Source organism: Burkholderia sp. BCC0419 (genome assembly GCF_902830285.1).
GTDB lineage: Bacteria > Pseudomonadota > Gammaproteobacteria > Burkholderiales > Burkholderiaceae > Burkholderia.
Window position 1 is genome coordinate 1,631,074 of sequence record NZ_CADESR010000001.1, and the last position, 24,016, is coordinate 1,655,089.

General features: G+C 69.3%; 20 protein-coding genes. 12 read left to right on the forward strand and 8 right to left on the reverse strand.

The window, feature by feature from the left end:
* Positions 1-14: 14 nt before the first annotated feature.
* Entirely contained in the window at positions 15-1,682 is a 1,668-nt protein-coding gene (locus tag HWW87_RS07315; RefSeq protein WP_175819762.1) for a bifunctional protein tyrosine phosphatase family protein/NAD(P)/FAD-dependent oxidoreductase, read from the reverse strand.
* 34 nt (positions 1,683-1,716) lie between these two features.
* Positions 1,717-2,601 carry an MBL fold metallo-hydrolase gene (locus tag HWW87_RS07320; protein WP_175819763.1) on the reverse strand — a complete coding sequence of 295 codons (885 nt, stop codon included), beginning with the start codon at positions 2,599-2,601 and terminating at the stop codon, positions 1,717-1,719.
* A 253-nt stretch (positions 2,602-2,854) separates the two neighbouring features.
* Between HWW87_RS07320 and HWW87_RS07325 the strand changes: the two genes are divergently transcribed.
* The 5 genes from HWW87_RS07325 to HWW87_RS07345 all read left to right on the forward strand — a co-directional run bounded on the left by HWW87_RS07325 (position 2,855) and on the right by HWW87_RS07345 (position 6,464).
* Positions 2,855-4,237, forward strand: coding sequence for a sigma 54-interacting transcriptional regulator (locus tag HWW87_RS07325; RefSeq protein ID WP_175819764.1), 1,383 nt, complete (start codon positions 2,855-2,857; stop codon positions 4,235-4,237).
* Between the two features lie 83 nt (positions 4,238-4,320).
* Positions 4,321-4,854, forward strand: a complete 534-nt coding sequence (locus HWW87_RS07330; protein ID WP_175819765.1) for a DUF4124 domain-containing protein — start codon at positions 4,321-4,323, stop codon at positions 4,852-4,854.
* Between the two features lie 155 nt (positions 4,855-5,009).
* Positions 5,010-5,570 carry a DUF2975 domain-containing protein gene (locus HWW87_RS07335; RefSeq protein WP_174387767.1) on the forward strand — a complete coding sequence of 187 codons (561 nt, stop codon included), beginning with the start codon at positions 5,010-5,012 and terminating at the stop codon, positions 5,568-5,570.
* Between the two features lie 8 nt (positions 5,571-5,578).
* Positions 5,579-5,803, forward strand: coding sequence for a helix-turn-helix transcriptional regulator (locus tag HWW87_RS07340; RefSeq protein ID WP_012328573.1), 225 nt, complete (start codon positions 5,579-5,581; stop codon positions 5,801-5,803).
* Positions 5,778-6,464 (forward strand): hypothetical protein, encoded by a 687-nt coding sequence (locus tag HWW87_RS07345; RefSeq protein WP_175819766.1) that lies wholly within the window; start codon positions 5,778-5,780, stop codon positions 6,462-6,464. The genes HWW87_RS07340 and HWW87_RS07345 overlap by 26 nt, the downstream gene beginning before the upstream one ends.
* A 47-nt stretch (positions 6,465-6,511) precedes the next feature.
* On the opposite strand, the gene HWW87_RS07350 is transcribed toward HWW87_RS07345, so the two are convergent.
* The 4 genes from HWW87_RS07350 to HWW87_RS07365 form a co-directional block, all read right to left on the reverse strand.
* Complete coding sequence (locus tag HWW87_RS07350) at positions 6,512-7,540, reverse strand: MerR family transcriptional regulator (protein WP_175819767.1); 1,029 nt, start codon at positions 7,538-7,540, stop codon at positions 6,512-6,514.
* A 124-nt stretch (positions 7,541-7,664) separates the two neighbouring features.
* Positions 7,665-9,215 carry an efflux transporter outer membrane subunit gene (locus tag HWW87_RS07355; RefSeq protein ID WP_175819768.1) on the reverse strand — a complete coding sequence of 517 codons (1,551 nt, stop codon included), beginning with the start codon at positions 9,213-9,215 and terminating at the stop codon, positions 7,665-7,667.
* A 2-nt stretch (positions 9,216-9,217) separates the two neighbouring features.
* Positions 9,218-12,397, reverse strand: coding sequence for an efflux RND transporter permease subunit (locus HWW87_RS07360; protein ID WP_175819769.1), 3,180 nt, complete (start codon positions 12,395-12,397; stop codon positions 9,218-9,220).
* Complete coding sequence (locus HWW87_RS07365) at positions 12,394-13,503, reverse strand: efflux RND transporter periplasmic adaptor subunit (protein WP_175819770.1); 1,110 nt, start codon at positions 13,501-13,503, stop codon at positions 12,394-12,396. The genes HWW87_RS07360 and HWW87_RS07365 overlap by 4 nt, the downstream gene beginning before the upstream one ends.
* A 188-nt stretch (positions 13,504-13,691) precedes the next feature.
* On the opposite strand from HWW87_RS07365, the gene HWW87_RS07370 reads away from it, so the two are divergent.
* Positions 13,692-14,312, forward strand: a complete 621-nt coding sequence (locus HWW87_RS07370; protein ID WP_050015483.1) for a TetR/AcrR family transcriptional regulator — start codon at positions 13,692-13,694, stop codon at positions 14,310-14,312.
* 27 nt (positions 14,313-14,339) lie between these two features.
* On the opposite strand, the gene HWW87_RS07375 is transcribed toward HWW87_RS07370, so the two are convergent.
* Together HWW87_RS07375 and HWW87_RS07380 are read right to left on the reverse strand one after the other, a co-directional pair.
* Positions 14,340-16,073, reverse strand: coding sequence for a ClcB-like voltage-gated chloride channel protein (locus HWW87_RS07375; protein ID WP_208449935.1), 1,734 nt, complete (start codon positions 16,071-16,073; stop codon positions 14,340-14,342).
* A 151-nt stretch (positions 16,074-16,224) separates the two neighbouring features.
* Positions 16,225-17,301, reverse strand: a complete 1,077-nt coding sequence (locus HWW87_RS07380) for a YeiH family protein (protein WP_175819772.1) — start codon at positions 17,299-17,301, stop codon at positions 16,225-16,227.
* Between the two features lie 112 nt (positions 17,302-17,413).
* On the opposite strand from HWW87_RS07380, the gene HWW87_RS07385 reads away from it, so the two are divergent.
* The 6 genes from HWW87_RS07385 to HWW87_RS07410 all read left to right on the forward strand — a co-directional run bounded on the left by HWW87_RS07385 (position 17,414) and on the right by HWW87_RS07410 (position 23,992).
* Positions 17,414-18,307, forward strand: coding sequence for a LysR family transcriptional regulator (locus HWW87_RS07385; RefSeq protein WP_175819773.1), 894 nt, complete (start codon positions 17,414-17,416; stop codon positions 18,305-18,307).
* Positions 18,308-18,467: 160 nt separating this feature from the next.
* A complete protein-coding gene (locus HWW87_RS07390) occupies positions 18,468-19,232 on the forward strand; it encodes a TIM barrel protein (protein ID WP_175819774.1) in 765 nt (254 codons plus the stop codon).
* 28 nt (positions 19,233-19,260) lie between these two features.
* Positions 19,261-20,253: a sugar kinase gene (locus HWW87_RS07395; protein ID WP_175819775.1), complete on the forward strand. Its 993-nt coding sequence runs from the start codon at positions 19,261-19,263 to the stop codon at positions 20,251-20,253.
* A 112-nt stretch (positions 20,254-20,365) separates the two neighbouring features.
* Complete coding sequence (locus tag HWW87_RS07400) at positions 20,366-21,646, forward strand: MFS transporter (protein WP_175819776.1); 1,281 nt, start codon at positions 20,366-20,368, stop codon at positions 21,644-21,646.
* Positions 21,647-21,650: 4 nt separating this feature from the next.
* Positions 21,651-22,616: an NAD(P)-dependent oxidoreductase gene (locus tag HWW87_RS07405; RefSeq protein WP_175819777.1), complete on the forward strand. Its 966-nt coding sequence runs from the start codon at positions 21,651-21,653 to the stop codon at positions 22,614-22,616.
* Between the two features lie 332 nt (positions 22,617-22,948).
* Positions 22,949-23,992, forward strand: coding sequence for a LacI family DNA-binding transcriptional regulator (locus HWW87_RS07410; protein ID WP_175819778.1), 1,044 nt, complete (start codon positions 22,949-22,951; stop codon positions 23,990-23,992).
* Positions 23,993-24,016 lie beyond the last annotated feature (24 nt).

The following is a 24,016-nucleotide window of genomic DNA, read 5'->3' on the forward strand; positions in this document are numbered from 1 at the left end:
TCATCGCGCTCCGGTCAACGTGCGATCGCGGGCTTCGCGAGCCATTCGCGGCCCTTGAGCATCGCCTTCCAGTAGAGCGGCGGCAGCACGCGCTCCTTGAGCAGCCACGCGAGCCGCGACGGGCGCTTGCCGTCGATCAGCCAGGCGGGGAAGGTCGGCGCGACCTTGCCGCCGTACAGGAATTCGGCGAGCACGATCTTGCCGCGCTCGACGGTCAGCGGGCACGAGCCGTAGCCGTCGTACGCGGCGTCGCCGTGCGCGCGGCCCAGCGACGCGAGCAGGTTGTGCGCGACGACGGGCGCCTGCTTGCGGGCGGCCGCGGCCGTTTTCGCATTGGTCGTGTTGGTGACGTCGCCGAGCGCGTAGATGTCTGGAAACTGCTTGTGCCGCAGCGTCGCCGGATCGACGTCGATCCAGCCGGCCGCGTCGGCGAGCGGGCTCGCGCGCACGAAGTCGGGCGCCTTCTGCGGCGGCACGACGTGGATCATGTCGAACGAGCGCTCGACGGTTTCCTTGCCGCCGTCCGGCAGCGCGCGCGAGAACGTCGCACGGCGCGCGGGCCCGTCGATCGCGACGAGGTTGTGGCCGAACGACAGCGCGATGTCGTAGCTTTTCACGTACTCCATCAGCGCGGGCACGTAATCGGCGACGCCGAACAGCGCGCCGCCCGCATTCAGGAATTCGACGTTCGCGGCGTCGAGGCGCCCCGTGCGCCGCCAGTGGTCGCACGACAGGTACATCGCCTTTTGCGGCGCGCCCGCGCACTTGATCGGCATCGGCGGCTGCGTGAACAGCGCATTGCCGCCGCGGAACGCGCGCACGAGCTCCCACGTGTACGGCGCGAGATCGTAGCGGTAGTTCGACGTGACGCCGTGGCGGCCAAGCGTGTCGGCGAGGCCGTCGATCGCGTGCCAGTCGAGCTTGAGCCCCGGGCACACGACGAGCTTGCGATAACCGATGCGCCGGCAGCCGTCGAGCACGACCGCGTGCGCGTCGGGCTCGAAGCCCGCGACCGCGGCGCGGATCCGCTGCACGCCGCGCGGCAGCACGTCGGCCATCGGCCGCGCGGTGGTGCCGGGCTGGAACACGCCCGCGCCGACCATCGTCCAGCCGGGCTGGTAATAGTGGACGTCGGCGGGATCGATCACCGCGATGTCGAGCGATGCGTCGCGTGCGAGCAGGCTCGACGCGACCGCGATGCCGGCCGCACCGGCGCCGACGATCACGATGTCGTGTCGCGCGTCCACGGCCGGAGCGGCATGGGCGCTGCCTTGCGCGAGACGCGGGGCGAGCGCGCCGAGGTCGTAGCCGGCCGCGGCGGCGATCGCGATGAGGTCGCCCGCCGGACGCCGGCCCGCCTGCGACAGCGCCCACAGCGTGGCCGAACGCGTGCCGCTGCGACAGTACGCGAGCACGGGCCCGTCGAGCGACGCGACCAGCGCGCCGAATTGCGCGGCCTGGTCGTCGGTCACCTTGCCGGTATCGACCGGCAGGTAATGCACGTCGATACCGAGCGGCGCGGCGGCCGCGCGGATCTCGGTGATGGTCGGCTGGTCGGCGCCTTCGCCGTCGGGCCGGTTGCAGATGATCGCGCGGATGCCCGCCGCGTGAAGCGCGGGCAGGTCGGCCGCCGCGATCTGCGGCGAGACCGACAGCGTGTCGGTCAGCGTGCGGATGGTCATGTCGGGGTTCTCCGGTGGGGGCGGGGCGTGCGGCTCAGATCGCGTCGAGCGGGATCTTCAGGTAGCGCACGCCGTTGTTCTCGGGTTCGGGCAGGTGGCCGGCGCGCATGTTGACCTGCACGGACGGCAGCATCAGCACGGGCATGTCGAGCGTCGCGTCGCGCGCGGTGCGCATCGCGACGAAATCGTCCTCGGTCACGCCGTCCTTCACGTGCACGTTCGCGCGGCGCTGCTCGGCGACGGTCGTGACGAACTGCACGTCGCGGCCGCCCGGCTGGTAGTCGTGGCACAGGTACAGGCGCGTGTCGGGCGGCAGCGCGAGCACGCGCGCGATCGAGCGGTACAGCGTGCGCGCATCGCCTCCGGGGAAGTCGCAGCGGGCCGTGCCGTAGTCGGGCATGAACAGCGTGTCGCCGACGAACGCCGCGCGCTGCGTCGCGTCGTCCACGCAATAGGTCATGCACGCGGGCGTGTGGCCCGGCGTGTGCAGCGCGCGGATCGTCAGTGCGCCGAGCGCGAGCGTGTCGCCGTCGTCGACGAGCCGGTCGAACTGGCGGCCGTCTTCCGCGAAGCCGGGGCCCGCGTTGAACAGCGTGCCGAATACGTGCTGCACGCGGCGCACGTGCGAACCGATCGCGATCCGGCCGCCGACCCGCGCTTTCAGGTACGGCGCGGCCGACAGGTGATCGGCGTGCACGTGCGTCTCCAGCAGCCAGTGGACGGTCGCGCCGAGTTCGGCGACGCGCGCGATCAGCCGGTCGGCGCTGGCGGTGCGTGTGCGGCCGGATTTTGGGTCGTAGTCGAGCACGCTGTCGATCAGCGCGCACGCGCGGCTCGCCGGATCGAGCAGGAGATAGCTGACAGTGTGGGTCGCCGGGTCGAAAAAGCCTTCGACCGACAGGGCGGGGGCGTTGCTCACGGGGTGTCCTCGATCGGGTTCTGCATCTGCAATCGCGGTCTTTATCTCAAGAAGCATGCCAACCTGCGGCGCGGCCCTGGTCGATGTGGCAGGGCCTTGATTCGGCTCGGGTTTTCGGGGCGTTGGCGGCGTCGAGAATGCGGCAGCGATATCCGGTGGCGGACGAGGACTGCCACAACTGGCAGTGTCATGGCAGAATTGGCAGTCAGCCTGGCAGTCCGTCCGGGCGCCCCTTCGCCGAGCGAGCCGACGCATGAATCCGCACGACACCATCCCGATCGTCCCCGCACCGCGTCACGATGCGATGCCCGACGTGCGCGCGCTCGTCGCGTATCTCGAGCAGGACCCGCAGCCGATGATCGTGGTCGACCCCGACTACCGCATCCTCGCGGCGAACGATGCGTACCGGCGCCAGTTCGGGGTGGCCGGTGTCGAGCACGTGGGCCGGCACTGTTTCCAGGTGTCGCATCACTACGACGTGCCGTGCGACCAGGCTGGCGAGCATTGCCCGATGAAGCAGGCGCTCGAATCGCACGGGCTGAACCGCGTGCTGCATATCCATCACACGCCGCGCGGCCCCGAGCATGTCGACGTCGAGCTGCGGCCGATCTTCGATGCGGACGGCAACGTGATCGCGTATGTCGAGCGGCTGACGACGGTGCGCAGCGCGTCCGCGCAGCCGAGCGCGGAAGGGCTCGTCGGTGGCGCCGACGCGTTCAACGCGGCGCTCGGCGCGCTGCAGCGCGTCGCGCCGTCGATGCTGCCGGTGCTGCTGCTCGGCGAATCGGGCACCGGCAAGGAGCTGTTCGCCCGCGCGCTGCACGAAGCGAGCGATCGCGCGATGGGACCGTTCGTCGTCGTCGATTGCTCGGGGATCGCCGAGACGCTGTTCGAGAGCGAACTGTTCGGCTACGAGAAGGGCGCGTTCACGGGCGCGAACCAGCGCAAGCCGGGCCTCGTCGAAACCGCGCAGGGCGGCACGCTGTTTCTCGACGAAATCGGCGACGTGCCGCTGCCGATGCAGGTGAAGCTGCTGCGGCTGATCGAATCGGGCACGTTCCGGCGCGTCGGCGGCGTCGAGGCGCTGCGCGCCGATTTCCGGCTCGTCGCGGCCACGCACAAGCCGCTGCGCGAGATGATCGACGACGGCCGATTCCGGCAGGATCTGTACTACCGGATCAACGCGTTCCCGATTCCGCTGCCGGCGTTGCGCGAGCGGCGCGGCGACGTCGCGCTGCTGGCCGAATCGATCCTGCAGCGGATCGCGAACGCGCGCGGCAAGGCCGGCGACGCTAATGCCCGGCCATTCATGCTGACCGAGCGCGCGCGGGCGTGCCTCGACGCGTATGCGTGGCCCGGCAACATCCGCGAGCTGCGCAACGTGCTCGAACGCGCGTGCCTGTTCGCGGACGACGGGACGATTCGCGTCGAACATCTGCCGGCCGAGCTCGTCGCGGCAGCGGCGGCGCCGCACGCGCAGGCGGTGGACGCGCGCGGCGTGTCGGATGCGGAGCTGGTCCGTATCGCGCGCGCGTTCGACGGCACGCGCAAGGCGCTCGCCGAGCAGCTCGGATTGAGCGAACGGACGCTGTACCGGCGGATGAAGGCGCTCGGCCTCGGCTCGCGCGAGCGCTGAACGGGCCTGTCGCGCGCGGCTGGCGGCGGCACGCGGCTTTGCCGATAATGGCGCGTTCGATTCCCGCGCTTTCGCCATCGCCGATGAAAAAACATGCCCTCTCGCGTTGCCTGTTGCTTGCAACCCTTGCAATCACAGCGCTGGCCAGCCCGGCGCACGCCGCCGACTACACGTGGACCGATGCGGCCGGCGCGCACGCGGTGACGCTCGCCAGAACCGCGTCCGGCGACGACGTCGAGCTCAAGGTGTCCGCGACGCTCGACGGTCACCCCGACTGGACGGTGCGCGACTACGTGAAGGCATGTCCGGTCGACGTGATTCTCGACGTCGTACCGAAGTCGATCGAAATGCGCGACCTGCTCGGCAACGGCCGCAAGCAGTTCCTGTTCGCGTACAAGATCGGTTGCCGCGGCGACGTGAGCGCCGATCAGGTCAAGTACTTCCTGATCGACGCGGGCACGAAATACGTGCTGCGCGGCGAGGAAACCGTGACGGTCAACGGCAAGTTCGTCGACGCCGGCGCGGCGCCCGTACCGAATGCGGACCTGAAGGCGCAGCCCGCGTTTCTGCGCTACATGACGAAGCACTGGCGCGGGATCAGCGCGCGCAACGACTAGGCGGGCGTCCGGCCAGTGCGCGCGACATGGGCGGATCGACGCTGGTCAAGCATGTTGGGCAATAAAAAATCACAACAAGACGACAATTAATTATCGTTTTACGATAATTATCGACGTACAATCGATGCTCGTTCATTCGTCGTCGAGGAGACGTCATGCATTCCGATCGCATTGCCCGTATCAGCCAGCAGATGGCCACCGTCACGCTGGGGTTCATCGTCTGCATGCTGGTGCTCAACGCTGCGTGCTGGCTGTTTCCATCGCTGGACACAGCGTCGGGGCCCGGCTTCGTCTTCGGCCTCACGGATTCGGTGCTCACGAACCTGCACGTGGACGTTGCCGCGTTCCCGTGGTGGCAGAAGGCGGTCGGCATCCTGCTGTCGAGCGTGCCGCTGATCGCGCTCGCAAACGGCCTTCGTCATCTGCGCGCGCTGTTCCGCACGTATGCGCGGCGCGACTATTTCTCTGCGCAGGCGGCCGGCCATCTCGGCAAGACGGGGCGCGCGATCGGCCTGTGGGTGGTGCTGAGCCTGGTGTGCGAGCCGCTGCTGAGCGTGTGGGCGACGCTGCGCGAACCGGTCGGCCATCGTGTGGTCAGCATCGGCTTCACCATGCCGTACGTGGTCGCGCTGTTCACGGCCGCGTGCATCGCGGTCATCGCGCACATTCTCCGGCAGGCGAGCGAGCTCGACGCCGAGCATCGGCAATTCGTCTGAGGCGCGCGATGACGATCGTAGTCAAGCTCGACGTGATGCTCGCGATGCGCAAGGTTCGCTCGAAGGATCTGGCCGCAGCCGTCGGCATCACCGAGCAGAATCTGTCGCTGCTCAAGCAGGGGAAGGTGAAGGGCATCCGCTTCGCGACGCTCGAGGCGATCTGCCGTTATCTCGACTGCCAGCCGGGCGACCTGCTCGCGTTCAGCGATGACGGCGGCGGCGAGCCCGACTGACGCAGCGCGCACGCGGCGTGTCGATGCGGCGGGGCGCCGTCGGTCGCGTGTCGTCGCGCTGGCTGTCGCGGTGTCCGTGTCGATCCACCTGCTCGGATGGTTCGTGCTGCAATGGGCGCCGACGCCGGCCGGCCCGAAAACGAGCGAGAAGCCGCGGACCGCGCTGCGCGTCGAGTTGATTCCCGCGCGGCCGAAACCCGAGGTGATCGCGCGCGAGATCGGGCGGGCCGGCCCGAGCGCAGGCGGGCGAGGCGCCGTGCAATCGGCGAAACGTGCTGCTGCGGTGGCGAACGCGCGTAGGGCGGCGCGTTCGTCTCCGGATGCGCCGAGTACGCCACACAGGCAAAGCGGGACGACCGCCGACGCACGTGACAACGCCCCGGCGACCGCTGCCAGCCCCGATCTCGACTGGCGTCGCGATCTGGACGCGATCGGTGCACCGCAACGCGCAGCGCGCAGCCCCGCGCAGGCGGCCGTCGGTGCGCTGAGCGCATCGTCAGGCGGCGCGTTGCCGCGCCGTAACACCGTCGACGCGAAGCTGGCTGATGGCATGTCGGGCGCGCGTCGTGCCGATTGCCGGAACGCGTACGCGGGTGCGGGCTTGCTCGCCTTGCCGATGCTCGCGCTGGATGCGGTTCGCGATACCGGCTGCCAATGGTGAAACGGGCGGCACACGGGACACCCGCTTGCCGCCCGCCAGTCATGCGATCAGCGCACCGGCGCCAGTTGCGCCATCGCTGCGCGCACGAAACCGAGCAGCGTGTCGTCGGTCCACGAATCCTTCGTCAGCGCCGGCTCGTTCATCAGCGCCTGGCGGAATTTCGCGTGCGTGGCCGGATCGTGGCCCGCGTAGCTGCAGAACAGCTCGAGCCAGCGCTGCGCGAGCGCGCGGCCTTGCGGCGAATCGGGCTGCGTGCCCGCGTCGATCGCGTCGCGCACGTCGGCCATCAGTTGCGGCCATTCCATCGCGCGTTCGCGGTAGTGCGCCCGCATGAAGCGGATCTCGTCCGGCGCGAGGTACTTCTCGAAGAGCCGCATCTTCGTTTCCGACGAAGCACGCAGGACATAGTCGCGCAACGCGGTCGAAATGCCGATCTTCGACTGCATCGACGGTTCGTGCTCGTGCATCAGGTTCAGCTTCGCGAGCAAACGCGGATCGTTGTTCGTGTCGCGCACCAGCAGCGCCATCCAGCGCGCGGCGAGCGCACGGACGCGCTCGTCCTCGGCGGGCACGCCCGCATCGTGCAGCACACGGACCTCGTCGACGAGCGCGATCCATTCCGCGTCGCCTGCCTGGCTCTTCTGGTACATCGGCAGGCGCGCGAGTTCCGCCTCGGAGAAATATTTGTCGTACACGGTCATCAACTCCAGTGTGGTGAGCCAATCGGCCAGTTCCGGCTCGGTGCCCGCCGCGAGCTGCGCATGCAGGCGCGCGAGCCGCTCGCGCAGCTGCGCGGTTTGCGCGAGCTGGCGGTCGAGCGACGCGATCTGCTTCGCGACGAGATCGACGAGCGGGGTACCGGGCTGGTTCAGGTAGTCGCCGATTTCGGCGAGCGACAGTCCGAAGCGACGCAGGGCCTGGATCTGGTGAGGCCGGGCGATGTCGTCGCGGTCGTACAGCCGGTAGCCGTTGTCGGCGCGCGCCGAAGGCGTCAGCAGACCGATTGCGTGATAGTGATGAAGCGTGCGGACGGTCAACCCGCTGCGTTTCGCCAGTTCTCCCACTTTCAGCCGCATTCGTTCCTCCGTTCGGTGCGCACACTGGAGTCTCGAACGTTACGCTACGTGAGGGTCAAGCGGAAGATCGGCGATCGGACGGGCGTTGCGGGGAGCCGCACGCACGTCCGATCGAAGGGGCGGGTTACTGCGCCGAAGGCGCGGCGTCGGGCGTGGCGGCGCGCGCGTCCTTGCCGGCGGCGCTCGCGGTTTTGCCGGACTTGTCGCCGTTGTCGGCGGGCGGCGTGCCCATCGCCTGGTAAAGCCGCGCGGTATCCGCGAACCGTGCGCCGGTCGCGCGAATCTCGTCGAGCCGCGCATTGCGGTACTGCAACTCGCTCGCGCGCGCGGCCGACGGCGGCAGCGCACCGAGCCGCACGCGGGCGGCCGCGTCGTCGTATGCGCCGCGTGCGGACAGCGCGGCGCGCGACGACGCATCGAGCGCCTCCGCGTCGTGCTCGAGCGCCGCGAGCGAATCGGCGACGTTCTGGAACGCGCCCAGCACCGCCTGCTTGTACTGGTCGACCGCGGCCTCGTAGGTCGCCTTCGCCGCGCGGCGCTGGGCGAGCAGCGCGCCGCCGTGGAAGATCGGCTGGCTCAGCGACGCGCCGACGTTCCAGATCGCGCCGGCGCCCGACAGCATCGCCGGCCAACTGAAGCCGCCTTTGCCCATCGCCGCCGACAGCGACAGTTGCGGGAACATCTGCGCGGTCGCGAGGCCCACTTCGGCGGCGGCGGCCTTCAGCCCCGCGTCGGCGGCCTGGATGTCCGGGCGGCTTTGCAGCAGGTCCGACGGCACGACGACGGGCACCTGCTCGGGCAGGTGCAGATCGGCGAGCGCGAGATCGGCCGGCGGCCGGTCGGGCGTGCGGCCGACCAGCACCGCGAGCGCATGGCGCGCCGAGTCGCGCTGCTGGCGCAGCGCGGGCAGGCTTGCCGCGAACGTGTCGGCGCTTTGCCGGGCATTCAGCGCGTCGCTGCGCGATGCCGAACCCAGCGCATGGCGGCGCTCGGCGTCGTGCGCCTGGTCGTTCGCGAGCGCGACGAGCCGCTCGGTCGTCTCGATCTGCGCATTGAGCACCGACACGGTGATCGACGCGGTCACGATGTTCGCGGCCAGCGCGCGCCGCGCGGATTCGAGCTGGAACGCGCTGACGTCGACGCGTTTCGCGAGCGCGCGGTTCGCGAAGCGCGACACGCCGAACAGGTCGACCGTGTAGCTCGCCTGCAGTTGCCCGACGAACGTGTCGTACAGCAGCGTCGGCGCGCCGAGCGCGGGAATCGGCACGCCGAGCGCACGCTGGCGCGTGGCCTGGCCGACCGCGTCGATCGACGGCAGCATCGAGCTGCCGATCTGTCCGCGCAGTTGTTCGCGCGCGGCATCGAGCGAATGCGACGCCGCACCCAGCGTCGGGCTGTTGCGCAGCCCTTCGTCGACGAGCGCGTTCAGCGCATCGGAACGGTACTGCTTCCACCAGTCCGGCACCGGTTGCGCGCCGACCTCGAACTGCTGCGCCACGCCTTGCGCGGACACGGTCTGCTCGACTTGCGGCGCGGCGCCATAGTGCGCGGGCGATGGCATCGCGGGCGGCTCGCCGCTCGGCGCGAACCACGCGCAGCCCGCGAGCGGGCCGGCGACGCTCGCCGCCGCGAGCAGCCGCACGGCTTTCGTTTTCAGGGTCATCGATCGATCCATGGTCAGGCTCCCGACGGCGCGGCCGGCGTGCTGCCGCCTGGCGGCGGGCCGTCCTGCGGGTCGCGTTCGTCGCGCTTCACGCGGAACCACGTCGCGTACAGCGCAGGCAGGTAGAACAGCGTCAGCACGGTCGCGCTCGTGATGCCGCCCATCAGCGCGGTCGCCATCGGCCCGAAGAAGTTCGAGCGCAACAGCGGGATCAGCGCGAGCACGGCGGCCGCGGCCGTCAGCGTGATCGGTCGGAAGCGCCGCACGGTTGCGCCGATGATCGCGTCGACGCGGCCGTGGCCGACCGCGATGTCCTGCTCGATCTGGTCGACCAGGATCACCGAGTTGCGCATGATGATCCCGAACATCGCGATCACGCCGAGCATCGCGACGAAGCCGAACGGCTGGCCGAACAGCAGCAGCGTCGCGACCACGCCGATCAGCCCGAGCGGCGCGGTCAGCACGACCATCAGCACGCGCGAGAAGCTCTGCAGCTGGATCATCAGCAGCGTGAACACGGCGATCGCCATCAGCGGCATCTGCGCGTTGATCGACGTCTGCGCCTTCGCGCTTTCCTCGACCGAGCCGCCGATGTTGATCTGATAGCCGACCGGCAACTGCGCGCGCAGCGCGTTCAGCTTCGCGTCGACCGCATGCGTGACGTCGATGCCCTGGGCGCCGGCGCGCACGTCCGACTGCACGGTGATGGTCGGCTGGCGGTCGCGTTCCCACACCACGCCGTATTCGAGCGTAGGCGTGAAGCGGCCGAGCGAGCCGAGCGGCACGGGGCCGTTCGGCGTCGGCAGCGCGAGGCCCGCGAGTTTCGCCGGATCGACGCGGTCGGCGCGCGGCGCGCGCAGGTCGACGGCGATCAGCTTGTCGCGCTCGCGATACTGCGTGACGGTCGTGCCGGACAGCGTCATCGCGAGGAAGCTCGACACGTCCTGCGACGTGACGTTCAGCTCGCGCGCCTTCTTCTGGTCGAGCTCGAAGCGCACCGAGCGCTCGGCCGGCTCGTCCCAGTCGAACTGCACGTTCACCGTGCGCGCATCGCCGCGCATCGTCGCCGCGACCTTCTCGGCGATCGAGCGGACCGTCGCGATGCTGTCGCCGCTCACGCGGAACTGCACCGGATAGCCGACCGGCGGGCCGTTCTCGAGCCGCGACAGGCGCCAGCGCACGGCAGGGAACGTGTCGCGCAGCGTGGTTTCGAGCCAGGTCGCGAGCTTCTCGCGATCCTCGACCGATTTCGCGGTGATCACGAACTGCGCGAAGTTCGGCAGTTGCAGCTGCTGGTCGAGCGGCAGGTAGAAGCGCGGCGCGCCGCTGCCGACGAAGCTCACCGAATGGTCGATCTCGGGACGCTTGTCGATCGCTTTCTCGAGCCGCTCGGTCTCGCGCAGCGTCGCCGCGAACGACGCGCCTTCCGGCAGCCGCAGGTCGACCAGCAGCTCGGGCCGGTCGGAGCTCGGGAAGAACTGCTGCGGCACCAGCGAGAAGCCCATCATCGCCACGACGAACAGGGCGCCCGTGATCAGCAGCACGACGAAGCGCCGCTCGATGCACCAGTCGATCCAGCCGCGCAGCCGCCGGTAGAAGCGGGTGTCGTAGATGTCGTGCTCATGATCGTCGGGCAGGTGCGCCTCGTGCGCGTGCCGCTTGCGCTCGGGCAGCATGTGGAAGCCCAGCAGCGGGATCAGCACGACGGCCGCGAACCACGACGCGATCAGCGCGATCGCCGACACCTCGAAGATCGAGCGCGTGTATTCGCCGGTACTCGATTTCGCGAGCGCGATCGGCAGGAAGCCCGATACCGTGACGAGCGTGCCGGTCAGCATCGGGAACGCGGTGCTGGTGTACGCGAACGCAGCGGCGCGCGCGCGGGTGTAGCCCTGTTCGAGCTTCACGGCCATCATCTCGACCGCGATGATCGCGTCGTCGACGAGCAGCCCGAGCGCGAGCACGAGCGTGCCGAGCGACACCTTGTGCAGCCCGATGTCGAACAGGTACATGAAGAGGGCGGTGACCGCGAGCACGACCGGGATCGAGATCACGACGACCATCCCGGTGCGCAGCCCGAGCGACACGAGGCTCACGACCAGCACGATCGCGACCGCTTCGGCGACCGCTTCGAGGAAGTCGTCGACCGAATGCGAGACCGCGTGCGGCATGCTCGACACCAGCGTCAGCTTGAGGCCGGCCGGCAGTTGCGCCTGCAAGTCCTTCGATTCGGCGTCGAGCGCCTTGCCGAGCCGGATCACGTCGCCGCCCGGCTGCATCGTGACGCCGATGCCGAGCACGGCTTTGCCGCTCGTGCCTGGACCGGCCGCGCCTGGACCAGCCATCCGCATTTGCGTGACGGTCGGATCGTCGTAGCCGCGCCTGACGGTGGCGAGATCGCCGAGCCGGAACGTGCGGCCGTTGATGCGGATCAGCGTATCGGCGATCGCGCCGACGTTGTCGAACTGGCCGCTCGGCCGCACGAACACGCGATCGTCGGCGGTCGTCAGCACGCCGGCCGACGAGATGTCGTTCTGCGCGTTGATCGCCTGCCCGAGCTGCTGCGGCGAGATGCCGAGGCGCGTGAGCTGCGCATTGTTGACCTCGATGAAGATCCGCTGGTCGGGGTCGCCGAAATAGTCGACCTTGCCGACGCCCGGCACGCGCAGCAACACGGTGCGCAACTGGTCCGCGTAGTCGTGCAGTTGCGCGGGCGTGAAGCCGTCGCCCTCGAGCGTCCAGATGTTGGTGTAGACGTCGCCGAATTCGTCGTTGAAGAACGGGCCCTGCACGCCGGGCGGCAGCGTATAGCCGATGTCGCCCACTTTCTTGCGGATCTGGTACCAGGTCTCGGGCACGTCCTTCACCGGCGCCGAATCCTTCATCGTGAAGAAAATCAGCGATTCGCCGGGGCGCGAATAGCTGCGCAGGAAATCGATGGCCGGCGTTTCCTGCAGCTTGCGGCCGATCCGGTCGGTCACCTGTTCCTGCACCTGCCGCGCGCTCGCGCCGGGCCAGAAGGTGCGGATCACCATCACGCGGAACGTGAACGGCGGGTCTTCGGATTGCGCGAGCCGCGTGTAAGCGAGGATGCCCGCGAGCGTCGCGAGCGCGATCAGGTAGACGACCAGCGCCTGGTGGCGCAGCGCCCATGCGGACAGGTTGAACCGGCCTTCTTCGTGGGAGACGCTCACGATGCGAAGTCCTCCGGATGCAGCGGCGCGATCGCGCGGACCTTCTCGCCCGCGCTGACCGTATGCACGCCCTGCAGCACGACGCGCTCGCCCGGCTGAAGCCCGTGCGACACGGTGACGGTGCGCTCGTTGAAGCGGGCGACGTCGACGCGGCGCAGTTCGAGCGTGTCGTCCTTGGTGCGCACGACCCATACGGCCGGTTGCGCGCCGTCGTGGAACAGCGCGGTCGCGGGCAGCGTGATCGGCTGCGTATCGCCGGCCGCCGGCGCGCCGTCGAACGCGACATCCGCGGTCATCCCGAGCCGGATCGCCGGATCGGGTGCGCCGAGCGTGAGCTTCACGCGGTAGGTGCGGCTTTGCGGATCGGCGGCCGGCGCGATTTCGCGCACCTTCGCGGCGAACCGGCGGCCCGGCAGCGACGGCAGCGTGACGGTGGCGGCATGACCGGGCGCGAGCGATGCGAGCGCGGCCTCGGGCACGTCGCTGACCACGTCGACGTCGCCCGACCACGCGAGCTGGTAGACCGGCTGGCCGGCCGACACGTTCTGGCCGGTATCGGCCTGTTCGGCGGTGATGGTGCCCGCATGGTCCGCGACGAGCGTCGCGTAGCGGAGCTGGTTCTTCGCGAGCGCAAGCTGTTGCTGCGCCTGGTCGCGCTGCGCGAGCGCCGACGTGTAGCTGTTCTGGGTCTGTTCGAGCTGCGCGGTCGCGATCAGGTTTTCGCGGGCCTGCGCGCGATCGCGGTCGAGCTGCTGCTTCGCGAACGCGAGGCTATGCGACGCGGCATCGAGTTGCGCCTGCGCACTCGCGGCGTTCTTCTCGACGTCGGACGGATCGAGCAGCGCGACGACCTGGCCGACCTTCACCGTATCGCCGAGCCGCACGCGGCGCTCGATGATCTTGCCGGCGATGCGGAACGACAGCGGGGTGGCATAGCGCGGCTGGATGTCGCCGGGCAGCGTGCGCGCGGCCGCGAGGGTGTCGGCCCGTGCGGGCAGCGCGACGACGGGGCGCGGGGCGGGCGGCGCGGATTCTTTCGGATGACAGGCGGCAAGGACGAGCGCGGCGCTGATCAGCAGCGCGGCGCGGGAACCGGAGCGATTCACGAAACCCCCAGGTGAGGTGGAGCGGAACGAAGCCGGCAAGCGCGGCGGGCGCTTGCCCCAAGCGGCGCCGGCACCGGCGCACGCGGACAGACGAACGACATCTTCAGAAACTGTGGCGGATTCTAATACACACCTGTATCTGAATGCAAAGATGAATCTGAAAGGGAAGGGATGCTAGACTGCGCGGCATGAAACCACAGCGCTTAACTCGCGAGCAGAGCCGGGACCAGACGCGCGAACGTCTGCTGAAAGCCGCGCATCGCATTTTTCTGAAGAAAGGCTATGTGGCCGCGAGCGTCGAGGACATCGCGGCGGCGGCGGGCTATACGCGCGGCGCGTTCTACTCGAATTTCCGCAGCAAGTCCGACCTGCTGCTGGAATTGCTGGAGCGCAACCATGAGGAGGTGCGGGCCGACTTCGAGGCGATTTTCGAAGGGGGCGGCACGCGCGAGCAGATGGAATCGATGGCGCTCGCGTATTACCGGACGCTGTTTCGCGACGACGAATACTCGCTGCTGTGGGGCGAGGCGAAGCTGCAGGCGGCGCGCGACGCGAAATTCCGCGTGCGCTTCAACCAGTTCCTGCACGGCAAGCGCGTGCAGATGGCCGAATTCATCGAGCGCTTCGCCGAGCGCTCGGGCACGCCGCTGCTGCTGCCGGCCGACACGCTCGCGTTCGGGCTGATGTGCCTGTGCGACGGCGTGCAGTCGTATTACACGGCCGATCCGCAGCACGTCTCGGTCGACGTGGCCGAATCGGTGCTCGCGGGGTTCTTCGCGCGGGTCGTGCTCGGGCGCGCGCCGGACTGACCGGCGTGGACGGTGCGGCGATGCGCGTCAGCGCTCGCCGGTCATCCGCCGGTAGGCGTCGAGCAGCGACGTCTTGTAGACGACGCCCGCGAGCGTCGGCTCGGCTTCGCTCTCGATCACCGGCAGCCGTTCGCCCTGGAACGCCATGAAGCGTTCGAGCGCGGTCGCGAGCGGCATGTCGGGCGTGAGCAGCGGAAACGGCGTATGCGCGTAGTGCGCGGCCGTCTTGTCGGTCGTGTCGCGCTTGTCGAGCAAATCGGACGTGATGTCCTTCAGCGCGACCGCGCCGCGGAAGCGCCCGGCGTCGTCGGTCACGTACAGGTACTTCACCGGATATTCGAGAAACACGCGCGTCATGTCGGCGACGCTCGCGGTGAGCGGCACGACCGTCTGCGCGGGCTGGATCAGCTCGCGCATCTGCGTGGTGCGCAGCCGCTGCCGCTCCTGCGCGTCCTGGTAGTGGTGCTGCGTGATTTCGTACATCGACGTCGTGCCCGTCGCGCGTGCGACGAAATACGCGAACACGCACGACACCAGCAGCGGCAGCACGACCTGGTAGCTCAGCGTCATCTCGAAGATCATCAGGATCGCCATCAGCGGCGCCTGCGTGGCGCCCGCCATGAACGCGCCCATCCCGACGATCGCGTACGCGAAATACGCGGACGTATGGCCCGGCCACAGCGCGTCCATCGCGAGCCCGAACAGCGAGCCGAACACGGCGCCGACGAACAGCGTCGGCGTGAACACGCCGCCGATCGCGCCCGAGCCGGCCGTCGCGGCGGTCGCGATCACCTTGAACACGAGTACCGCGACGAGCGCCTGCCAGGTCCACGGCGAATGGAGGATGTGGTTCACGACGCTGTAGCCGTTGCCCCACACGTCCGGAATCCATACCGAGATCACGCCGACCACGAGGCCGCCGAGCGCGAGCCGCACGGGCAGCGGCACCGGTAACCGCTTGAACTGCGTCTTCGACGCGTCGAGCAGGTGCAGGAACTGCGGCGCGAGCACGCCGCACAGCGCGCCGAGCACGACGAACGGCAGCACCTCGGGGCCCGTCACGGCCGGAAACACCGGCATCTCGTATGGCGGCCGGTAGCCGGCGAATTCGCGCATCACGATGTTCGCGACGACCGACGCGACAACCATCGGCCCGAAGCTCTCCATCGCGATCGTGCCGAGCACGATCTCCGACACGAAAAAGGCGCCGGCGATCGGCGCGTTGTACGCGGACGTGATACCGGCCGCCGCGCCGCACGCGACCAGCAGGCGCAGGCGCGGCGGATCGAAGTGCACGAACCGGCCGACCAGCGACGCGGCGAGCGCCGCGAGCTGCACCATCGGGCCTTCGCGGCCGATCGAGCCGCCGCTGCCGATCGTCAGCAGCGACGACACGCTGCGCCACAGGCTCTGCCGCACCGGCACGACGCCGTTGCCGAGCGCGACCGATTCCATGTAGTCGGTCTTGGCGGCCTGCTGGTCGCCGCGCGTCGCGAGCAGCAGCACGCAGCCGGCGAGGAAGCCGCCCGCGGCCGGCATCCAGAACCGCACGTACCACGGCAGGCTCTTGGCCATCTGCACGAAGCTGCCGCTGTGCCCCGAGATCAGGCGCTGCATCAGGTCGATGCCTTCGCGGAACGCCATCGTGGCAAAGGCGCCGCCGACGCCGACGATGGCCGACCAGATCAGCATCGTATGGGCGTCCGACAGGCGGAACAGCGTTTGCGCGCGAGTGCGCAGCTTCAGCAGGAACGAGAGCACGGCTGAAAGGGGGCGATGGAAAACGACGCGAAGCATAGCACTGCGCCGCGCCCGCGGGACTCTCCCGTCGGGCTCCCCGTCGGGCTCCCCGTCGGGCTCCCCGTCGGGCTTCCCGTAGGGCGCGGCGCGCGAACCGTCGCGGATAGGCGGCTCAGCCAAACCAGTGCTGCACGGCCCAGGTGATCCCGTAGCCGCCGGCGATCAGCCACACGTACAGGATCAGGCCGGTCATCAGCGCACGCGGGCCGGCTGCGCGGATCTGCGCGACGCGCGTTTCGATGCCGAGTGCGGTCATGGCCATCGTCAGCGCGAAGGTGTCGAGCACGTTCAGCGTATGCGTGACATCCGCGGGCAGCACGTTCAGCGAATTGACGATCACGAAGCCGAGGAAGCCGAGCGCGAACCACGGAACCGCCACCTTGCGCTTGCCTTGCGCGCCGCCGGCCGCGTCGTGCGCCGAGCGCGCCGAACGGGCGAGCCACCAGCCGAGCGCGAGCAGCACCGGCACCAGCAGCATCACGCGCGTCATCTTCACGATCGTCGCGACGTGCGCGACCTGCGGGCTGATGTCGCTCGCCGCGCCGACCACCTGCGCGACTTCGTGGATCGTGCCGCCGAAGAACAGGCCGAGGCCGGCCGGATCGAGGTTCAGCAGCCCGGCGTGATAGGCGAGCGGATACAGGAACATCGACAGCGTGCCGAACAACACGACGCTGCCGACGGCCATTGCGCTCTGGTGCGGCTTCGACTGCAGCGTCGACTCGAACGCGAGCACGGCGGCCGCGCCGCAGATCGCGCTGCCGGCGGCGGTCAGCAGCGCGGCGTCGCGGTCGAGCTTCATCAGCTTCATGCCGACCCAGGTGCCGATCACGAGCGTACTGACGACGACCAGCACCGACACCGTGAGGCCCGGCAGTCCGACCTGCGCGATTTCCTGCAGGCTCACGCGCAACCCGAAGAACGCGACCGCGATGCGCAGCAGCTTGCGTGCGGAGAAGTTGACGCCGGCCGCCCAGCTGGCCGGCATGCCGTCGCGCAGGCCGTTGCCGTACAACGCCCCGGCGACGATGCCGACGATCAGCGGCGACAGGCCGAGCCCCGCAATCGCGGGAAGCTGGGACAGGCTCGTGACGGCGGCGGCAAACAGCGCGACGAACAGCACGCCGTTCAGCTGGCCGCGCCTCGACGGCGCGGCGTGGCTGAGAGGGGGAGTCGGAGCAGTGGACATGGAAGCACCGTGATGGAGCGTGTGGCGATGCTGTAATCCTAATTTCGTTATATCGATATGAAAAATTGTGATTTGTGACGTAAACTATCCGGAAAGCCGATAATTCATCCCCATGACCCCGGATCAACTGATAACGTTCGCCGCCGTCGCCGAGCATCTGAACATCAGCCGCGCCGCCGTGGCGCTGCATCTGTCGCAGCCGGCCGTGTCGGGCCAGTTGCGGCTGCTGCAGGACGAGTTCGGCGAGCCGCTGTACCAGCGCGACGGCCGCGGCATCCGCCTGACGCCGGTCGGCGAACAGCTCGCGCAGTATGCGAAGGCGCAGCGCGACACGTTCGCGCAGGCGCGTGCGTTTCGCGACGCGGTACGCGGGCTGGAAGCCGGCACGCTGCGCATCGGCGCGAGCACGACGCCCGCGAGCTACCTGCTGCCGTACCTGATCGCGGCGTTCCAGCCGCGCGCGCCGCGCGTGTCGATCCAGACGATGAGCGGCAATACGGCCGACGTGGTCGCGGCGCTGCCGTCGCTCGACATCGCGCTGATCGAAGGGCCGCCCGGCGAGGCGCTGCCGCCGGGAACGGCCGTGCACGCGTGGCACGAGGACGAGATCGTCGCGATCGTGCCGGCCGGCCATCCGCTCGCGGCGCCCGACTACGACGCGGGCGTGACGCTCGACGCGCTCGCCGCGCATCCGCTCGTGCTGCGCGAGGCGGGCTCCGCCGTGCGGCAACTCGTCGAGCGCGCGTTCGCGCATGGCGGCGCGCCGATGCGCGTCGCGTTCGAGATCGCGGGGGTCGAGGCCGTGAAGGAGGCCGTGCGCGCCGGGATGGGCGTCGGGTTCGTGTCCGCGATGTCGCTGCGTCACCAGGAGGCGGCGCTGGTGTTGCGCTCGCTGGCGCCCGCGCCGCTCACGCGGCATTTCTCCATTCTCGTGCCGCATGGCGGCGCACCGTCGCGGGTCGCCGCGCAATTCCTCGAAATGAGTCTCGCGCAGGATCTCGCGTAGGCGGCCGAAGCCGCTCCGGGAACACGCATTGCCCGCCGTCGGACGCGTATTTGCGCGCCAAGCAGTCTTAGGGATTTCCTCTATGGCGTGGGTCTGAAGCGAAGCGCACCATCCGTCTCAAGCAAATGGAACCGGTTCCATTCCGGTGAAAAAGGGCAACATGGCAGACATCGTGATCGTGGCGAGCGCATTCGGGATGGACCGGGTGCGCCAGGAGGGCCACAGTGCATTCATCGCCACCGTGGCGGCATCCGGTGCGTCCGGTTTCGAGGTGCGGCGCGAGCTGTTCGCGTCGGACGACGACACGGCGCCCGGCGCGCTGGCCGCGCTCGGTGCGCAAATCGCCGGCCACGGGCTGTGGTCGGTCTATTCGACCCCGGACTCGCTGTATACGGAAACGGGTGCGCTCGATGCCGACGCATTGCGCGACGCGCTCGTGCAAGCCGACGCGCTCGGTGCGCGCTTCGTGAAATTCCAGCTCGGCGGCTTCGCCGGCGACGCGCACGCGGCCGAGATCGTCGCGCTGTCGCGCGGCGCGCGGGCCCGCGTGGTGGTCGAGAACGGCCAGCCCGAGATCGGCGGCGCGTTCGCGCAGTTCCGCGGGCTGTTCGACGCGCTGGCCGATGCCGGCATGCCCGATGCGCTCGGCATGACGTTCGACATCGGCAACTGGCAGTGGCGCGGCGAAGCGCCGCTCGACTGCGCACAGGTGCTCGCGCCGCATGTGGAATACATTCATTGCAAGACCATCGAAGGCGAGGGCGCGCGTCGTTTCGCCGCCGCGCCGGCGCCGAACGATCCGCTCGTGACCGGCGTGCTCGCCGCGCTGCCGCAGCACGCGCCGCGCGGCATCGAGTTCCCGTTCGACGCGGCCGACCTGGCCGGCGATGCCTGCCGGCGCGTCGCGTGGCTCGCGACCGCGTGACGGCAGCAGGATCCAGAGGAGTTCAGTCATGAAAGCAGCACTCGATGTCGTGACCTATGGCGAAGCGATGGCGATGTTCGTCGCGACGGAACCGGGCCATCTCGCGCACGCCGGGCAATTCGCGAAGCGGATCGCGGGCGCCGATCTCAATGTCGCGATCGGCCTGTCGCGGCTCGGCTTCCGGGTCGGCTGGATGAGCCGGGTCGGCCGCGATTCGTTCGGCCGCTACGTGCTCGACACGCTGGCGCGCGAGGGCATCGACGCATCGTGCGTGACCGTCGACCCGCGCTATCCGACCGGTTTCCAGCTGAAGTCGCGCAACGACGACGGCAGCGACCCGATCGTCGAATATTTCCGCAAGGGCTCGGCGGCGAGCCACCTGTCGTGCGACGACTACGTGGCCGACTACGTGCTCGGCGCGCGCCATCTGCACCTGACGGGCGTCGCGCCGGCGATCTCGGCGACGTCGTGCGAACTCGCCTTCCGGCTCGCGCGCGAGATGCGTGCGGCCGGCAAGACGATCTCGTTCGACCCGAACCTGCGCCCGACACTGTGGCCGTCCGCCGACGTGATGGCGAAGACCCTGAATGCACTCGCGACGCTCGCCGACTGGGTGCTGCCGGGCCTGGCCGAAGGTCGGCAACTCACCGGGCACGACACGCCGGCCGACATCGCGGGCTTCTATCTCGCGCGGGGCGCGCGCGGCGTCGTGATCAAGCTCGGCGAGCAAGGCGCGTATTTCCGCACGGCCGACGGCCGCGAAGGCATAGTCGCCGGCGAGCGCGTTGAAAAGGTCGTCGATACGGTCGGCGCCGGCGACGGCTTCGCGGTCGGCGTGGTCAGCGCGCTGCTCGAAGGCCGGAGCGTCGAGCAGGCGGTCGCGCGCGGCAACCGGATCGGTGCGCTCGCGATCCAGGTGATCGGCGATTCGGAAGGGTTGCCGACGCGCGACGCGCTCGACCGGCTCGAAAATGTCAGCAATCACGCCGATCGCTTAGAGGAAACCGTCACCGCGCAATGAGAGGCCGGACACGGCACAATCCGCGGATCCATTTCGTGCTTCATGCACGGTTTTGCATGAGACCGGACGACGCAACGATGCGCCGATGCCGGTCTACTCAGGAGACACTCTGATGGCAGCCAATCTCGCAGCTCGACGCTGGTGGACGATCATGCCGATCGTCTTCATCACGTACAGCCTCGCTTACCTCGATCGCGCGAACTACGGGTTCGCGGCGGCGGCCGGTATCAACCAGGATCTCGGGATCAGCAAGGGCCTGTCGTCGCTGATCGGCGCGCTGTTCTTCCTCGGCTACTTCTTCTTCCAGATCCCCGGCGCGATCTATGCGGAACGCCGCAGCGTGAAGAAGCTCGTGTTCGTCAGCCTCGTGCTGTGGGGCGGCTGCGCGGCACTGACCGGCGTGGTCAGCAACATCCCGTCGCTGATGGCGATCCGCTTCGTGCTGGGCATCGTCGAGGCGGCCGTGATGCCGGCGATGCTGATCTACATCAGCAACTGGTTCACGAAGAACGAGCGCTCGCGCGCGAACACGTTCCTGATCCTCGGCAACCCGGTCACCGTGCTGTGGATGTCGATCGTGTCCGGTTATCTCGTGCATGAATTCGGCTGGCGCCACATGTTCATCGCCGAAGGCGTGCCGGCCGTCATCTGGGCCGTGTGCTGGTGGTTCCTCGTGCAGGACAAGCCGGCCGATTCGTCGTGGCTCAGCGCGCAGGAAAAGCGCGACCTCGACGCCGCGCTCGCGGCCGAGCAGGCGGCGATCAAGCCGGTGCGCAACTATGGCGAGGCGTTCCGCTCGCCGGCCGTGATCAAGCTGTGCGCGCAGTATTTCTGCTGGAGCATCGGCGTGTACGGCTTCGTGCTGTGGCTGCCGTCGATCGTGAAGAACGGCTCCGACCTCGGGATGGTCGCGACCGGCTGGCTGTCGGCGCTGCCGTACCTCGCCGCGACGATCGCGATGCTGGCCGCGTCGTGGGCGTCCGACAAGGTCGGCTCGCGCCGCGGCTTCGTGTGGCCGTTCCTGCTGGTCGGCGCGGCCGCGTTCGCCGCGTCGTACGCGCTCGGCTCGTCGCATTTCTGGATCTCGTATGCGCTGCTGGTCGTCGCGGGCGCCGCGATGTATGCGCCGTACGGCCCGTTCTTCGCGATCGTGCCGGAACTGCTGCCGAAGAACGTCGCCGGTGGCGCGATGGCGCTGATCAACAGCATGGGCGCGCTCGGCTCGTTCGTCGGCTCGTACTTCGTCGGTTACCTGAACGGTGCGACCGGGTCGCCCGTCGCGTCGTACGCATTCATGAGCGCCGCGCTCGTCGCCGCGGTGATCCTCACGCTGTCCGTCAAACCCCAGGCGCGCGATGCGCATCCGCTCGCCGCGCCGCTGCAAGGAAAATGAAACGATGAAGCCCCGTATCGTCGCGTACAAGCCGCTGCCCGATGACGTTCTCGCGTACCTGCGCGAGCATGCGGAGGTCGTGCAGGCCGACGGCGCCGATGCGCTCGCCGCTGCGCTCGGCGACGCGGACGGCGCGATCGGCGCGAGCCTGAAGGTCACGCCGCAGATGCTCGACCGCGCCCCGCGGCTGAAGGCGTGGTCGACGATCTCGGTCGGCTACGACAACTTCGACGTCGCCGATCTCACGCGGCGCGGCATCGTGCTCGCGCATACGCCGGACGTGCTGACCGAGTCGACGGCCGATACGGTGTTTTCGCTGATCCTGGCCTCCGCCCGGCGCGTGGTCGAGCTGGCCGAGTGGGTGAAGGCCGGCCACTGGCAGCGCAGCATCGGCCCGGACCTGTACGGCACCGACGTGCAGGGCAAGACGCTCGGCATCGTCGGGCTCGGGCGGATCGGCGGCGCGGTCGCGCGGCGTGCGGCGCTCGGCTTCCGGATGCAGGTGCTGTACGCGAACCGGTCCGCGCATGCCGAGGCCGAGACGCAGTACGGCGCCCGGCGCGTGACGCTCGACGAACTGCTCGCGCAGTCGGATTTCGTGTGCCTGCAGGTGCCGCTGTCGCCCGACACGCGCCACCTGATCGGCGCGCCCGAATTCGCGAAGATGAAGCGCAGCGCGATCCTGATCAATGCGTCGCGCGGGCCCGTCGTCGACGAAGCCGCGCTGGTCGACGCGCTGCGCGCGGGGACGATCCGCGGCGCGGGGCTCGACGTGTTCGAGCAGGAGCCGCTGCCGGCGGATTCGCCGCTGCTGCAGATGAAGAACGTCGTCGCGCTGCCGCATATCGGCTCGGCGACGCACGAGACGCGCCATGCGATGGCGCGCTGCGCCGCGGAAAACCTGGTCGGCGCGCTGGCCGGCACGCTGCGCACGAATCTCGTCAATCCGGATGCGCTGGCGCACGCCTGAGCCGCTTCCGGCAACCGGCCGGCGCGGTGCCGGCGCCGTTAGAGTCGATGATCTTGGTGCCGGCGGGCTGGCTGCGTTATGATCGCCCGCTCGCGTCGCATCGACGGCCGGCCACGCGGCCGGTAGCGTCGCGCGACGGGCATCCGCGCCAGGTCCGGTGCGGCCGACTGCTGTAGCACGCGACTGGCGGGCGCTGCTCGAGCGCGAAGCACCGGGCCAGCGCAGGCGCCGACGCGCCAGGACAGGGGAGGCCGCCGGTTGGCTTACGTTTCCAACAACAAAGGTCCGTCTGCTCACGAAGCGGCGCAGATCGTACGTCGCGAGGCACGACAGTGACCGATTCGCAACCTTCCACGACGCGTCCGGCGACGATCAGCGACGTCGCGCGCGAGGCCGGCACGGGCAAGACCAGCGTTTCGCGCTACCTGAACGGCGAGACGCACGTGCTGTCCGTCGATCTGCGCCAGCGGATCGAGGCGGCCATCGCGCGGCTCAACTACCGGCCGAACCAGATGGCGCGCGGGCTCAAGCGCGGCCGCAACCGGCTGCTCGGCATGCTCGCGGCCGACCTGACCAATCCTTACACCATCGAAGTGCTGCAGGGCGTCGAGGCCGCGTGCCATGCGCTCGGCTACATGCCGCTCATCTGTCACGCGGCGAACGAAGTCGAGATGGAGCGCCGCTTCCTGCAGTTGCTCACGACCTACCGCGTCGAAGGGCTGATCGTCAATGCGCTCGGCGCCGACGAAGACGTGCTGCGCCCGCTGCGCGGCGCGGGCATTCCGGCCGTGCTCGTCGACCGCACGGTCGAGGGCTTCGAGGCCGACCTGATCGGCCTCGACAACGGCGACGCGATCGAGACGGCGCTCGCGCACCTGGTCGAACACGGTTTCGACGCGATCCATTTCGTCGTGCAGCCGTTCGAGCGCGTCAGCTCGCGGCGCGTGCGCGAGGCCGCGTTCCGCGCGGCGCTGGCGGCGCGCGGGCTGGCGGTGCCGTCGACGATCGTGCTCGACCTGGACGAATCCGATGCGGCCGCGGCGGCGCTCGCCGACGTCGATGCCCGCATCGACGATGCGGCCCGGCGCGGCGTGCGCGCGGCGCTGTTCGCCGCGAACGCGCCGGTCGCGCTTGCAATCGCGCGCCACTTGAGGGCGCGGTTCGGCGCCGCGTGGCAGCAGCAGGCGGCGCTGCTGTCGATCGACGATCCGGAATGGGCCGAGCTGATCGGCATCACGACGATCCGTCAGCCGACCTACGAAATCGGCTACAAGGCCGTCGAATTCGTGCACGAGCGGATCGACGGCGCGGCGGGCGACGTGCGCGTCGCGATGCTGCCCGGCGAACTGATTGCGCGCGCGTCGACCGCAAGCTGAGTATCATTCGGGGCACGCGGCGCG